Origin of the sequence: Streptococcus sp. NM, from assembly GCF_003390135.1 — a bacterium.
GTDB lineage: Bacteria > Bacillota > Bacilli > Lactobacillales > Streptococcaceae > Streptococcus.
Genome location: NZ_QUOS01000001.1, coordinates 618,397 through 633,427, shown reverse-complemented (window position 1 = coordinate 633,427; position 15,031 = coordinate 618,397). Strand labels below are relative to the sequence as shown.

11 protein-coding genes and 1 pseudogene are annotated in these 15,031 nt (G+C 35.7%); all 12 read right to left on the bottom strand.

From position 1 onward, the window contains the following. Positions 1 to 10: 10 nt before the first annotated feature. Entirely contained in the window at positions 11 to 1,621 is a 1,611-nt protein-coding gene (locus tag DXN33_RS03285; RefSeq protein WP_115904321.1) for a DNA cytosine methyltransferase, read from the bottom strand. A 12-nt stretch (positions 1,622 to 1,633) separates the two neighbouring features. After that, positions 1,634 to 3,715: an AIPR family protein gene (locus tag DXN33_RS03280; protein ID WP_115904320.1), complete on the bottom strand. Its 2,082-nt coding sequence runs from the start codon at positions 3,713 to 3,715 to the stop codon at positions 1,634 to 1,636. A gap of 21 nt (positions 3,716 to 3,736) precedes the next feature. Further along, positions 3,737 to 4,669 (bottom strand): PD-(D/E)XK motif protein, encoded by a 933-nt coding sequence (locus DXN33_RS03275; protein WP_115904319.1) that lies wholly within the window; start codon positions 4,667 to 4,669, stop codon positions 3,737 to 3,739. Beyond that, positions 4,669 to 7,416 (bottom strand): Z1 domain-containing protein, encoded by a 2,748-nt coding sequence (locus DXN33_RS03270; RefSeq protein WP_115904318.1) that lies wholly within the window; start codon positions 7,414 to 7,416, stop codon positions 4,669 to 4,671. The genes DXN33_RS03275 and DXN33_RS03270 overlap by 1 nt, the downstream gene beginning before the upstream one ends. Next, on the bottom strand, positions 7,409 to 8,875 hold the full coding sequence (locus DXN33_RS03265) for an ATP-binding protein (protein WP_115904317.1): 1,467 nt from the start codon (positions 8,873 to 8,875) through the stop codon (positions 7,409 to 7,411). The genes DXN33_RS03270 and DXN33_RS03265 overlap by 8 nt, the downstream gene beginning before the upstream one ends. Positions 8,876 to 9,318: 443 nt before the next feature. Beyond that, positions 9,319 to 9,884 (bottom strand): annotated as a pseudogene (locus tag DXN33_RS03260) (hypothetical protein). Between the two features lie 111 nt (positions 9,885 to 9,995). After that, positions 9,996 to 10,406 (bottom strand): hypothetical protein, encoded by a 411-nt coding sequence (locus DXN33_RS03255; RefSeq protein ID WP_115904316.1) that lies wholly within the window; start codon positions 10,404 to 10,406, stop codon positions 9,996 to 9,998. A 76-nt stretch (positions 10,407 to 10,482) separates the two neighbouring features. Then, a complete protein-coding gene (locus DXN33_RS09775; RefSeq protein ID WP_115904315.1) occupies positions 10,483 to 10,611 on the bottom strand; it encodes an ADP-ribosylglycohydrolase in 129 nt (42 codons plus the stop codon). A gap of 11 nt (positions 10,612 to 10,622) precedes the next feature. Next, entirely contained in the window at positions 10,623 to 11,429 is an 807-nt protein-coding gene (locus DXN33_RS03245) for an alpha/beta fold hydrolase (protein ID WP_115904314.1), read from the bottom strand. 289 nt (positions 11,430 to 11,718) lie between these two features. Next, positions 11,719 to 12,456, bottom strand: a complete 738-nt coding sequence (locus DXN33_RS03240) for a CPBP family intramembrane glutamic endopeptidase (protein ID WP_115904313.1) — start codon at positions 12,454 to 12,456, stop codon at positions 11,719 to 11,721. A gap of 147 nt (positions 12,457 to 12,603) precedes the next feature. Next, the gene (rlmD, locus tag DXN33_RS03235) at positions 12,604 to 13,959 is read right to left on the bottom strand and encodes a 23S rRNA (uracil(1939)-C(5))-methyltransferase RlmD (protein ID WP_115904312.1); all 1,356 of its coding nucleotides are present in this window, start codon (positions 13,957 to 13,959) and stop codon (positions 12,604 to 12,606) included. 73 nt (positions 13,960 to 14,032) lie between these two features. After that, positions 14,033 to 15,007, bottom strand: coding sequence for a DUF1002 domain-containing protein (locus DXN33_RS03230; RefSeq protein ID WP_115904311.1), 975 nt, complete (start codon positions 15,005 to 15,007; stop codon positions 14,033 to 14,035). Positions 15,008 to 15,031: the final 24 nt, after the last annotated feature.

Here is a 15,031-nt window from a genome sequence, read left to right as displayed (position 1 = left end):
AAGTATCTCCTTAGTTCTTTGATAATGCTTTATTAAGCTGGTTAGCTAATTTCTTTGCTATAGCTTTTGCCATTATAGGCGGCACCGCATTTCCCACCTGCTGATATTGCTTATCCTTTGTTCCACAAAAAATGAAACTATCCGGAAAGGTCTGCAAACGAGCTGCTTCTCTTATACTTACTGCTCTGTCTTTTGTAGGATGCACCCACATTGATTTACGCACATTGACAACGGTACCGGACGGCTCATCGTATTTTAAACGAAGATAGATCGTGTTCTGGGTTCTTGTAACATCTGTATAAGTGTTTGTTTTCATTTCATCAGATAAGGAATGAAAATTTTGTCCCTGATCTAACGCTTTAAAACGCTCCATAGCTGTTGGTGTCGTTTTCGTTATAATATGATTATGCAATATCTTAGAATCACGAAGTGCCTGAGCCAAATCACTTAAATCAGTTTTAGCTTGTAGCTTTATGCCATTTTTATCATCAGATACATTATAGACCGGCTCAATATCTTCTAAATCTTTAATCGCGTCCGCAACTGTCCTATATGGACTATCTTTAAATTTTCCTTCCGGAAGTTTCACTTCATCAGTAATATCTTTACGAATACCCATTACTACAAAACGCATTCTTTTTTGCGGAGCTCCAAATTGAGTTGCAGAAAGAACATCTGCCGAAATTGCATATCCGTCGTCATCATTGGTCCCCTTTAGCTTTGCCTTTAAATAATCAAAAACTGCATATGAACGTATATTAGCTATCAGTCCTTTATTGTCGGTATAGCTATCGACCACAATATCGTTTTCAAATATTTCCTGCGCCTTACTTATCATTCTTTGGTACATAATTGCCGGTTCAATTAGTGTCTTGATCTGAGATTCTTTTATTTTTCCAGCGTAATAATCCAGCATTGCATTAAACGCAACATTATCAGCGTTGATAATGAAATCATCTTCATTTCGCTCGGTGTGCTTTTCTGATATTTGTATCAAACGCGGTCTGTGCTTTTCCAATACATCTTTAAATTTGGTTACATTCTTAGACGCTTTATAGATGACGTTCAATTCGAGATAATCAAAATCATCCCATTTATATCGAGCAATTTCTTGCTCAGACTGCACAACATTAATCGCCCCATCAAACATAAACTCAGCATCCAGTAAAGCCAACTCCGTATTAGCAGTTTCAATCACATTACTATCCACTAATTCTAGGTCATCCTCACATAAGTAGAATCTATGAACATCTGATCTAAGCATACTCACATTTTCCATTACAAATGCCTTAGGTTTTAGTTCTAAGATTGCTCTAATATACTGTTTCACCAGGGAATTATTCTGGCTTATTGCATGATTTTTTTGCCTATTTGCATTAGAAAAACCCTGACAAGGTGGTCCTCCAATTACTACATCAATATCGCCATATTTTTCTTTTATTTCTGTATAGTTAGCATCTCTAACATCACCAAATACATCTACTCCCGGATGATTTTTCTTATATGTTTCCTGCATTGCAGGATTAAATTCATATGCAACTTTTATATCAAAGTTCTTTGTTTGTATAAATCCCAGGCTCAATCCCCCGGCACCAGCAAACAAATCTATTGTATTAAACATAGTTCCTCCATATTACGCTTCAATATTAAAGCCTTCTTCGGAGGCTTTGCGTAGCAATGCAAGTAATCGTTTGCATTGATAGGTGTTTGGTATTTTATCAGGCATTTTACATGCAATCGTTAATGCAGACACATCCGTTGGTGTAACCATATGATTTCTAACTACAAACTCTGAGAGTCGCATCCACATTTCTACAGGATGATTAACCACCGTCGTCTGAGCCTGTATTTCATTTACGACTTTCTGCTCCTTCTTAGCAGATTTCTGTGCCGCCTTCTGTTCATCAATAGTAATTAAACAATTTTCAATATCTTTAGGAATATCTAAATGTATTTTCTTCACATCTTCCCAACAATCATTTCTCTTACACCACTGAGTAACGTTTGCGACTTTTCTTGACGGATCAGTTATTCGTAGAAGGACCAACTCTGCCAATGCTATTAAAACTGTACCCACTTGTTCAGGCACACTCTGCCTATTCCATATCAACATCAAATCAAGTTCTTGTCCTTGATATTGGCTATGTAACAATCTTCTAAATTGTGCCAATGTATAATATATGATATTTGCACGGTATCCACCCTCGTACCAAGGCTGTTTTGGTATAGTCTTCTCTAAATATTGGAACAAAAGAATCAAGGCTGCAGTAGTTTGGAAATATCTCTCATTAAACTGTTCCTCATTTGCATTCCATTGCTCATCAATGTACTCTGCAAACGAATTAAAATTGGTCTGCGCACCCTTACTTACAACCTGAGGGAATCCTCTCCATGTATTCTGAACCTTTGCAAGATCTGTTTTCTTAATTACCTTATTTTTAGGATGTTGCAACTCAAATTGTTTTTTCTTGGCAGGTGTCAAGCGCATTTGTTCTTGCAGATATTGTCCTCTTGCTCTTTCATAAAACCATTTCGTTTCATACTGTGCGCCTTCTGATGCCGGTGCAAATAAGTGTCTTGATATTTGTTCCATACGACGATGAAATGGATGAGATGCAAAAAAGTCTGCATCACTAACCTTATTCTGACTGTTTGATGATCTAGAAATATTTCTGATCAACTCGTCTGACTCTTCTGGTGTTGATTCATCAATTGAAGTCAATTTCATTTGCACAAAAATAGATGACAAATCTGCTTTGTCTTTATATCTTGCATTTGAAATAGAGGCCGTTGTCTGTCCACCATTAATAATCTGAAAATCTCTAACAAATGTGATAAATCTTCCATGGTTTGTATCCTCTATCTCAACATCCATTGCAGTTGCTGATATACCGTTATTAAACGCAAAAAACATCTGCGGATTGTTCAAGATAGTACCTCTTATTTTCTTATTGACCGCCACTTTAGTAGATAAGAATGATCTGACATTTCCCTCCAAAAGTTTACTTCCATACTTGTCATATATATCAGCCAAAACAGTTCCAGGAATTACTCCCAGATAGCTACTGTACTGTTCTGTAGACGCTGAGCTAGCTTCTATACACGGAATACCTTCACCACAATATTCCTTAAAGTCAATCTCAATAATCTGACGGCCTTGCTCTGAACAACAGACTCTGAACAAACGATCAATATCCCATATCTGACCTTCTACCGGAATAGAATTATAGTCATCAATTTCTACGGTCTTTATAGCAGCACTCATATCTGCATCGGTAAATACAAGAAAACGATATTTACGAATCGCCTTTTTGTTGTACCTTAAAAGGTCTACTAAGTCTGCACATGGTGTACTCATCTCTATTTCTTGATATAAATTAGTTGTCAATGCTGCATCAAGAAATTTCATAAGCAAGCCAAAATCCTTATTCGCAGCGGTTCCGGTAAGTCGGCGTTCCAAATCATTACCATCAAAATCCGCAATAATAAGATTCATCGTATTATCGAATTCATCGTATACATAACCGTCTACTCTATAATTACTACGCCCACTTTTACCTTTATAAAAAGACGGTGTGAAATCTGATAACGCCTCAGCATCAATTAGATACTGCGCCATATTATCTACAAAGGATGCACATGACCCTTCTCCTGTAACTGCTGCAGCAGTTTTTATACTCTCTATAAAATCTTTTTTAAATTCGGTAGAATCCATGCTAACATCCTCCCATTTTCGTTACTTTTCCCAGCTTTTTATGCTAGGGATATCTATCTGATAAACAGCATTCGTTATTTCTGTCGGAACATCAACTCTCCGTATTCTCGGAAATGATTCATTTACAGTGTATACTTGCTTTGATGACACACTAAAATGCTGTTTATCATATTCTTTCATGTCAATATAACCTGCAGCGCCAAGTTTTAATATTAGCTCATCTGGATTTTCGCCGTGTCGTGAAATCAACTCTATTACCTCATGAACCAATCCATATAACGTGAATGATTTTGGTTGATCCGGTGCACATTTATCGATACGATAAATAACCAATTCTCCTTCATCATTTCTATCTAATTGCTCAACAGAAGAAATTGATATTTCTGAAGATGAAGCACCTGTAGATTTAATCTCATGCCAACAATCTGCATATACAAAATCTTGATCTGCTCCTTCTGAACCAACCCAGCCTGCTAAAGCAACAGACGGTAGCATTCCATTTTCTATCTTTTCCTGCAGGAACAACAACTCTCCAATGAGACCTTTCTGTGTATTACTACCTAATACCGCATTGCTTTTATGGTCTAATAGTTTTAACCATGCGTTATATCTGCGCAATACCTTAAGCAATGCAATATCATCAGTTTCTACATTGGAATACTCGATAATATCTCCTGCCATTGTTATGAAAACATCTTCCTGTTTTCGATCCATCAATGTAAAGGAAATTGCATATTTTCCATCCTTCCTCTGATTACATGAAGCATCGATACATTTTGACGAATCTATTTTTTTAATTGCCTTTTGGCTCACTATTACGACAGACTTATGCTCCGGCGTTGCATATCGAACATACCACTCAAGCGGATGCTTTACAGATAATTTCAATGCTCCGCCAGAATAGTAATTAATAGTATTCCACTTTTCTCTTAATTCATTTTCTTTACCACTCATTACATATCCTCATCGTCATCATAATTGTCATAAACGTCCACCCAATTTCGCAACTCAATTAAGTTAACCTTATAATTTGCAGTTTCAGTGGAGCCACTAGTGTTAGGGAATCCCACTCCTAACGCAAATAAAAATTCAGGTAAATCTTTATTCTCAGACTTTGAATAGTCGGCTTGTATTATATGTAGCATTAAAATAGGATCTCTGTTGGCTATCAAATACGCTTTGTCCGGAATATTTTTCTTATTCTCATTTCCTGGTATGTTTCTATATGCTTCTTCCGCATATTGAATCTCTTTTTTCGTTAATCCAATTCGTGTGCATCCACCAGCTCCAACACGTAACTTAGTACCACTCACACTGATCATTTTCCTATCAGCTAAAATTTTTCTTTTTTCTGTCCCTTCGATCTCTAATATTTCTTCACCACACTGCAACGTCTCATCGTATGGAATACCAGTTCCAGATTTTATCAATACTACATCCCATCCATCGCTCCAACGATGACTCTCTATAAATTCCGCAAGTGCCCTACCATTGAAACTCAAATGCCATGGATTTGTCTCGAAATCTAACAATAATTGAGCAATATTATCCCCAGGAACATTTTTCCAGTAATAATGTCCTCTCGTACGCTCTTCATCAAAAAATCTATCTCCAATACTACTCAATGAATTTACAAAATTCTTGAATGCTGTCTCATTTGAAGCCAAAATGTTTTTTAATGCCTTTAATCTAGGTGTCTCAAGTAAATTACCAGAGACTGTAACAGGACACGTCAAATTAGTTGCTGTACGCATTTTGTTTCGCGCGGTCACGATTAATGCGCCAGGATCTTGTCGAACTTTCAGTCCAAAGTCTCTAGGAGTTTGATTCGCGTTTCTCATTTTCGAGATTTCTTCCTTAAGTTCAGCTGTTGCTCTAGTAATTTGTCCGTACCAATCGATTGCTTCTGGTGTCATCCATACCTTTGCAACATCTTCGTAATTTGGTCTATATCCGAACCAACGCCCCATCTGCAACAAAGTATCATACATCTTTGTATTACGATGGAAATATGTTACGCCAAGCCCCTCTAACGTCAAACCTCTAGACATACTATTTCCACCTACTGCAATCACTCGTAAACCATCATTTTTATGATTAAAATAGTCTAAGCTTGCAGCACCAGTTTTCATATTTACCGCACGAACTTCAATAGGGGAAATTGCCTTATGCAAATAATTTTTAAGCAAGTTTTCCCATTCTATTCCCACAATTCCGCTCAAATGGTACTTGTCCCAAACAACATGCATTGCTTTTATGTTTCTGATTTTTTCACTTTGAGAAAGTGGTAATTTAGCATAGTTTCTAACATCCGATTTTACCAGATCTAACCAAACATTCAGCATTTCTTGTATCTGATTTTGAACATTGGTATAAAGGCTTATATGTACCATCATAGATCTATGTTCTGTAAGATCACCTCTATAGTCACGAATTGCATTTAGCAACAAGAAATAATATGCGGCTTCATATAGATCCCCTGGTAAATCTTCTACCACAAAGTCTTTTTTATGTTTCGGAGGGAAGCACGCTTCTAACTCTTCTATATCAATCTCTTGGAGCATGTGATCGCTATCAGAATTTTCACCAAATATCCTATCCGCGCCAATATAATTAGTAGGAGCAGACAGCGCATAAATAAAATCAGCTGGAAAGAGATCATCGTCTTTTTCCGGATCAATAAAAATATTTGCAAAAGGCGTTGCTGTAATACCTAAATAAGTAGTTTTACTGAATAAATTCAATAAACGTCTGATACAGTCATTAATTGCAGCAGGCTGAGAATCTTCGTCTTTCGTATTAACTGATGCGTTGTCAGCCTCATCATCAATTAGCATAAGCGGAAGATCAATCTGTCCGGCGGCATTTTGCGTATTATTATCTGACAGCCACTTGATTAAGTTATTCAAAATCCTTTTATTCTTCTTCACCACTAAAATAACAGGACAATTAACATTTTCGATGCCCAAATTATTGTTTCTCAGAATACCGCTATCAAAATCTTTAGTTACAGAAGTAAACGCAACGATTTTTTTATCTGCTCCATATCTTCCTACTCCGACCGGCTGATTCTTTATACCCTGTTCAGCTTTAGGATCCAGATAATATTCGCTCTTTCTTCCGGTGCATTCGGCATCTAATCTTTCCTGTGTTTGCTTACGTAAGTTCTCCTGCATACCAGCTAAAACAATAATAATTCGATAACCAGTATCTGCTGCTTTATTGCAAATAGCTGTGTAATTAGCTGTTTTACCAGACTGCACGTCACCAAGCACCAGCCCTTTTATTGCAAAATGATCTTCTGATGGATCGCCACATAAATCTAATATTTCATCAGAAACTTTTCCTAGATTTGTTGTAACTCTTGGATTCCAATGTTTAATTTCTTCCAGGTACTTCTTGTATCTATTCCAAAAGAAGAAATCGAAATCTGCTCTCTTAGAAGGCAACCAGGACTGATGCCCGTTATTACGATCGTTAATATATACTCCTACATCCATCCGGATGACTAATGATTGCTTGAGTCTAGAAATAATCTCTGTGAATTCATCATCTGAAACCGGCATAATAGGTGCATTTGTATTTCTTAACAACGTTGCTTTCTCCAAAAATTCATCTTCTGTAGGTGGAACTTCCTTATAAAGATTGTTAACAACTGCGGAAATTAAACTTTCTAATTGTTCGACATTTGGATTAATCATTTTTCAAAATCTCCTCCTTAAGTTTCTCTACTATATCAAGATGTGACGAATATGGATCAATACAAGCAATGGCATCAAGCAGATTACATTTTTCTTGCTTGTCAGCACACATCGTAATCATTTCCTGTAGTGATTTTACTATTTCTCCATCTGACTGCTCATTATCATTGATAATTTGCTCATCATTATTCAAATCCACATATAATTGATTAAGTGGCAATCCCATCTCAATCTGTTGCAACAATGCATTTAATGACACCTCTATATCGGGATATGCTTTAATTATTTGTTGTACAAGAGGATGCTCGCGATTAACTTCATAATAAAATCCGCCTTGCTTATTTTTCATGCGATTCCACACGTGGGTTTCGGTATCACTTACCTCTTTTTTTCCTCTAAAGGTCCAAGTTCTTTTACTCCTCTCAGCAATTTGATTAATAATTACCTCCAAGTTCTTTTTAACTTCTGCTGGAGGTGATGCGGATGATTTCTTTATGTCTAAAGTCCACAGATGATCTAACGTGTTTGGAATATCAACACGAATTCTGGCAAGTTTTGATAAATCTCCTTTCCGCATCATTCTGAACCAAGTACCCCAAACTAACAATCTTTTGTTTCTATATATATAAAAACCTTGTTGTTTTCGTAGTCCATCTTTACCCCCAAGTAATTTTATTTCTCCAGATGACAGATTAGATATGTGAGGAAGTACATAAGGTCGAACTAATATCTTATTTCCATGAATAACTAATGTTTCATCATCCATAACTTGAACACTTTTCTCAGATAAAAACGGATCTATTCCTTTGATATTTTCGCCATTAATTGAAATTTTAAGTTTTGTGATACCTGATTCACCTGCTAAGTAACGATGGTAAACAAGAGAAAGATGATCTCTGACATGGTCAATATTTCGACCTAACGATAGTTCAAAATTAAACTCTCCAGCCTTCAAACGATCTAATTTTTGCCATACCACCAATGTACCAGATTCGTTTTTTACCAATTTGTCAATTTGAGGTATACACCAAATATCTTCTTCTTCCAAAACATTTAAAGACCAATCACCGACTTCGGAAACATGATCTATATCCCATTGACGTCCAACTATATACCTCCCTTGCTTAGAGATAACAGTAAGACATCTACATTGTGATAACGATGCTGTTTTTAACCCTAAACCAAAACGGCCTAAATCTTTTTCACTTCTCTCTTCTATTGGATTCTTACTCCCATATTGCATAGCAACATCAATTTCTTCCTCTGTCATTCCCTTACCATTATCAAGAATTGTAATATATGCATCGTCTATTGGAAAAAAATTAATAATAACATCTTTTGCATTTGCCGCAATACTGTTATCAATAATATCAGCCACTGCTGTCTCAAGTGAATATCCAATTGCTCTAGTTGACTCTATTAAAGTAGGGGCATATGGTGGTAAATTTTTTGTTCTCATTTTTAATTCCTTTATCAATCATTCTTATAGATAACTTTTTATCGATTATCTACGTTGTCGTCTAATAAAACATCTTTAACAACCAATGATATTTAGTTATCTCAGATCAAAAAGTAAAGATCACTCATAAGTAAATCTATATTAACATCTATAGTTCTATCTCACCTTACTATTGGTGTTGAACTAATAGCAACTTTCTTCTTAAGATCAGTTATATTTGTACCTATGTTACCATTGCTATTATAGATGATGTTACCAATGAAAAAGTTTCAGATTTAATCCACTTTACTCTTTATATTTTTCTTAGCATTCTTTAATAAAATTTGTTTGCAGAGTTCAAAGCTCTAATGGAGCTTTGAAGCGTCTCGCCTAGAAATGTAAAAGTGAAATATTTAGCTGAGCTTTATCTTCAAAGATATATACTCACAAGGAACTTTTGTTGACTATTGCATTTCTTCCAGCTCTTCTTCCATATATCCCTCTACATCTTCAATTTCTACAAACATTGGATCTAGGTGACACAAGAAGTGCCAATCTTTGATTCCTTTTTTCTATAGAGAATCGCTTCGCCATCTTCACTTCCGAAATAGCTTCTATCCACTTCATACCCTTTGCTTTCTAAGAAAGCTTTTGCCTTGTGGAAGTTTTTTTCTCTTGCTTCGATATAGGCTATCACTTCATAGTTATTGATGACATACGCATCTACTTTTGTAGCGCCTTCGATTAATTTATTGTTTTTAAGGGACAGATTCGAAATTTCTTTCCAAATGATCTCAACATTTTTCTCAGGGTCAAACGAAAATCTAGATAAAGGGACAATATTTCCATTGAAGACAATTTCCATATAATCCGGCAAGTGTTTAGGATTAACATACTCTACTTCAAAACCATCTTCATTTTCTAGAGTATATCCAGGGATTTGAGCTACAAAGGCTTTCCCTTCTTCTAAAGTCTCAAATACGACTAAATCCTTTGAATAATTGTTTTGGTACAATTCTAATAAATACATCATTAATCCTTCCGATATTTGAAAAACCAACCAAGATTTAAGCAACTTACAACCTAATTATCTATCCTTAGTATACACATGTATTACATAACGAAGATATTTAACTAAAGATTATCCAGGATCTACATCTATAGAAGTTAATTTGTAACCATCCTCGTTGTATAAAAATTCTAATTGTAGGGTTAAATCTACTAATTCAGAATTAGAGGTCATCTCATATTCAGCAGCAAAGCCAGTTTGATCATTAAATTCATAAACTTGTAGTTGAGAATACTCATAATTCGGATGGAAATTACATTCTATACCATATTCATCAATTTTATCAAAATCATTTAATTGTAATGAATCGTAAATATATTCTAGTAACTCTCTTACATCATCAACTTCTGAACCATCAACACAATCCATAATCTCACTATAATTATTTAGATGAATTGCTCTTAAAATCTTTTTAAGTACTTCAATTACTTTTTCTTCATTTTTGCATTTTTCTTTGTACTCAAAATCATCGAATACTCCCATGATAATACTTCCTTTTTTTGTAATCAACTTTAAATCTTATGAATATTAAAAATGTTTCACTAACAAGCTTACACATTCAACGGTTCGGAATTACCGTATCATCCGTGAAAAAACAATCCTCAAGAAATAAAGGAAAATCCTTCGTTTTGATATTGTTCCATTCGTAAACAGAGTCTACAATGTCTCCAACTATTGCACCTAGCATTCGTTTCCTCCTTATGGCATATCAGATTCGTTAAACATTTCTAATGAATCACTCTTTAAAAACAGTGCCACTAAATCAATCCACTCTTGAGGCAGGTAAGCTGACAAATAGCCGTGATTATAGCCCTTTGCTTCATACAAAATTGTATTTGCATGTAGCTGATGAAATAATTTCGCTGAGACTTTCACACAGTTCAATTCTTTTTCACCATAGATATACAGAACATGAGCCTTGCTAGCAGAAATCATATCTTTCAGCTTGTAATGCCCCATATAGTTTTTGTAAATGGTCACCAATGTTTTGACAGGCGTCCTTGGCAGATCTTCCAAATAATAAGCTTTTATTTCCTCTGGATAAGCCAGTTTAGGATAGAGTTTATTCATCATGCTTAACTGAAGTTTGCAAGAGAATTTATTGAACATCAGTTTACCAAATAGAGACACTAGAAAGATGCTGATTTTAGCTAACCTTGGTTGAGGAATACAGAGGCTTCCGTCTATAATGGCCTTCTCAGCAATTTCACTATCTAAAGATAAAAGCTCCATGGCAATTTGACCACCAAGTGAAACACCACCGATTGAAAACAATTTCCCACCACAGTTTGCTTTGATATAGTCTAGAATCTCCAAAGCCGAATCTTCAGTAGAAACATAATCAAGTTGATATTCCTCGCCGTGGCCATTCAAAGTGGGTAGAATAATACGGTATTTTTCTGACAAGATACGTGCTTGACGAAGATAATTCCACCAAGAACTGCCGCCACCGTGTATTAGTAAGATAGGAGGTAAGTTCTTATCCCCAAATTCATGGAATTTCATGTTTAAACTCCTTACTGTAGGACTTTCACTAGCTACATCCTTGTTTAATCAGTTTGAATAAGCAGTGATACCGCCTCAACGTATGTTAATATTCTTCTTTTATACTAATAAACAAAAGGCAATGAAAATCATTTTAAAATGATACTGTGGAACGGAAAGATTTTCGCAACTTCAAAAGAAACGACATTCATCACTCCACTTTAAATTATAATAGATAATTCTCTAACATAGATCATCTAATTAGCAAATCGTTACTTTCAATAATTGATATACTAATCTAAAGTTAAAATTACTTTTCCTTACTAATTCTACTACTAGCCAATATCGTATAAATCAAATAACCAATAAAAATGATAATAAAAATAAGATTAATTTTTAACACAAAATAGAGATTTAACAAATTTGCGAATGCATGAAATAATACACAGTATCCCACAGATTTGGTTTGATGGTAAAGAAGCCCTAAAACAAAACTTAAAAATAATGTATATATAAAAAATAAAATAAAAGGAAATCCTTGATGACTTTCTCCAACTATAAACCATAAAGGCAGATGCCATATTCCCCAAATTGATCCTACAATCAAATTAGATTGCCAATAAGTATATTTTTTATCAAGTAATGGTTGTAATATTCCTCTCCATCCTAATTCTTCATGTCCACCACCAAAAAAAATTAGTTGTATAAAGAATAATGGCATCAGATAAATTGATACTCCGTTTAATTCTAAGGAAGATACAGAGAATAGTATCAAAATTGCTAACAAATGAATAATGAAGTAAATACTACTATTTTTTCTTTTATTAAATACAAAATGTTTAAATTTTATATTATTCCTTTTCAAATAAAAGCCACTTGCAATAGCTGGACCAAGTGCACCTACTATATGTAACATTCTCCCTATAAATGTTTCTAATCCCAAAATATGAGATTGAGTAAATATGGCAAAAAGTCCCCAAGCTATATAAGTAATTCCAAATGTACAATAAAGATAATTTTTTAAATTCTTTTTGTCAATTTCTGTCATTTTATCTTCCTTATTTTTATTATTTTATATGTAATATTTGTTACTGCTTCTTAGTTACTCTCGATTATAACTACCTATATTCTATCATAAAAAACAAAAAAAGCCTTACAATCAAGGCTTTTGATTATCCCTTTCGTTACAAGGTTTCTAGGCTTTTACCAGCAAAGCTACACACTCCACATGATGCGTTTGCGGAAATAAATCAACCGGCTGGACTTTCTTCAGTTCATATCCTAACTCTTGGTAGAGTTTGATATCACGCGCCATGGTTGCGACATTGCAGGAGATATAAGCAATGCGGTCTGCCCCTGTTTGACTGCTTGCCTTGATAAAGCTTTCCGTGAGGCCTTTTCTTGGTGGGTCCACTAGGATAAGGCTTGGTTGAATACCTTCCTTGAGCCAATTCTTCATGGCATTTTCAGCTGTGTCACAAACATAGTGGGCATTTGAAATATTGTTCAGCTGAGCATTCTTTTTGCTATTCTCAACCGCTTTTGGAATAACCTCTACACCATAAACTTCCTTAACGTGTTTCGCAACAGAGAGGCCAATCGTCCCGATACCAGAATAGGCATCAATGACCACATCATCTTCTTTTAATTCAGCAAAGTCAATGGCTGTTTGATAGAGCTTCTCCGCCATTTCAGTATTGACTTGGTAAAAAGCGGGTCCAGCGATTTGGTAGTCATTTCCCAACATCTGGTCAGTGATAAAGTCTTGTCCATAAAGTGTGCGCCATTCCTTACCAAAAATAGCATTAGTGTTCTGGTCATTGATATTTTGCATAACAGACACAATCTCTGGGAACTGCTTGATTAGTTGTTCAATCAATTGCTCCACTCGAAAAACTTTAGGACGAGTTGTTACCAAAATAACCATGATTTGTCCTGAATAGTGTCCGCGACGTACCACAAGATTACGAATCAAGCCAGATTGTTCCTTTTCATCATAAGGTTTCAGGTCATAACGACGGAGCAAGTCTCGTAGGGCTATTACTACCTCATCAATCACAGGATCTTGGATAAAGAAATCTTCTAGAGGCATGAGGTCATGAGAATTCTTACGAAAAAATCCAGTTTCCAAGACACCATTTACTCGACGAACAGGGACCTGTGCCTTGTTGCGGTACTTGACTGGATTTTCCATACCAAGCGTTTCAGCAACCTCTACATCTGCAATTCCAGCAATCTTGTATAGACTGTCCTTAACCTGCTTGGTTTTAAACTTGAGCTGTTCTGGATAGGCAAGATGACCCAAATCCGCGATTCCTGAACGCAGGTAATCCAAATCTAGATCTTGATTACGGTGTGGTGATTGAACAAGGTATTCTTCAACTTTACCAAAGCCAATCTTTTTATTAACCTTGAGAACTCGCATGAGGATTTTTTCACTCGGTAAAGCATTCTCTACAAAAAAAACCAAACCATCCACCTTGGCCACCCCTGCACCTTCGTGGGTCAAATCAACAATTTCAACTTCTACAATATCATTTTTCTTTAACATTCTATTCTCTTTCTATTGGCCGACAAAAAAGACGGCAACATTACGGTTACCATCTATTATACCATGATTTTTCTTAAGAACCAAAACTCTTGAAGAAGTTGACAATGGCTTGCCAGAGAGAGCTTAAGAAGTTCCCACCGTCCTCTAACGCCTTATCTGTATCAAAGTTAAGGTTGATATTTTTAAAACTGTCTCCAGCTTGTGATACGATACTTTGTTTAAGGTCATTTAGGGTTTTAGTGAAGTCTGCATTGCTGAGGATATCACTCTTCGATAGATTCAAAGCAAAATTGATAATGATATTGATTTGGTTTCCTGTTATAACCTGATCCAGTTTATAATTTTTTAAGGTATCTTCAACGATTTTACGGACATCTTCCTCCGTCAGATTTCCCTTGCTTTCTTTAGCTTTGGCGAGTCCTGACTTGATATCAGCTAGGGCAACGTTTAATTTATTAGCATCATAGCCTGACTTGTCCTTGTTTTCAGCATTGATATCTGACAAAGCCTTCAACTCTTCTTGAGCCAGGTCTTTATTGGCTTGCGGCACCTTGGCTCCATTAGCTTCTAGCGAATAGTAGATACCTGCTAAAGCACTCTCACCTGTAACTGGAATAGGAGCTGCTACAGTGATTTTGGCGTGTTCCACACCCAAGGTTACTGCTGCATTTCGGTACATATCCTGAGTCACCTTAGTGATGTTTTCAGGTGTTTCAATCTTGACCTCAAGTGGCGACTTGTCACCTAGTTTTTGAATTTTGGCTGATGAATACAACTGTAAACTAGAGTCATTGGCCACATTCATAATCTTAGAATAGACATCAGGTGTCATGGTCTTGAGTTCTTTGGTGTCTGTTGAGGCATTGTAGCCTAGTTTTTTAAGGGTTTGATTTTTTTGATCTTCAGACAATGATGAACCTAGGACATATTCAGGTTGGACATAGGTTTCATCGATGACTTTTTGAACATCAGTTGCTGCATGGGCGCTATTCATAGATGTTACTGCCCACAAGACCGCAGCACTAGTCAGAAAGAGTTTCTTTCTCATAGGGATTTTCCTCCTTTACCTTTC

Bases quoted from the DNA above. Each gene is read 5' to 3' on its own strand.
- DXN33_RS03230 (WP_115904311.1), bottom strand. From the start codon at position 15,007: ATGAGAAAGAAACTCTTTCTGACTAGTGCTGCGGTCTTGTGGGCAGTA.
- DXN33_RS03240 (WP_115904313.1), bottom strand. From the start codon at position 12,456: ATGACAGAAATTGACAAAAAGAATTTAAAAAATTATCTTTATTGTACA.
- DXN33_RS03255 (WP_115904316.1), bottom strand. From the start codon at position 10,406: ATGGGAGTATTCGATGATTTTGAGTACAAAGAAAAATGCAAAAATGAA.
- DXN33_RS09775 (WP_115904315.1), bottom strand. From the start codon at position 10,611: ATGCTAGGTGCAATAGTTGGAGACATTGTAGACTCTGTTTACGAATGG.
- DXN33_RS03280 (WP_115904320.1), bottom strand. From the start codon at position 3,715: ATGGATTCTACCGAATTTAAAAAAGATTTTATAGAGAGTATAAAAACT.
- DXN33_RS03265 (WP_115904317.1), bottom strand. From the start codon at position 8,875: ATGAGAACAAAAAATTTACCACCATATGCCCCTACTTTAATAGAGTCA.
- rlmD (WP_115904312.1), bottom strand. From the start codon at position 13,959: ATGTTAAAGAAAAATGATATTGTAGAAGTTGAAATTGTTGATTTGACC.
- DXN33_RS03270 (WP_115904318.1), bottom strand. From the start codon at position 7,416: ATGATTAATCCAAATGTCGAACAATTAGAAAGTTTAATTTCCGCAGTT.
- DXN33_RS03275 (WP_115904319.1), bottom strand. From the start codon at position 4,669: ATGAGTGGTAAAGAAAATGAATTAAGAGAAAAGTGGAATACTATTAAT.
- DXN33_RS03285 (WP_115904321.1), bottom strand. From the start codon at position 1,621: ATGTTTAATACAATAGATTTGTTTGCTGGTGCCGGGGGATTGAGCCTG.
- DXN33_RS03245 (WP_115904314.1), bottom strand. From the start codon at position 11,429: ATGAAATTCCATGAATTTGGGGATAAGAACTTACCTCCTATCTTACTA.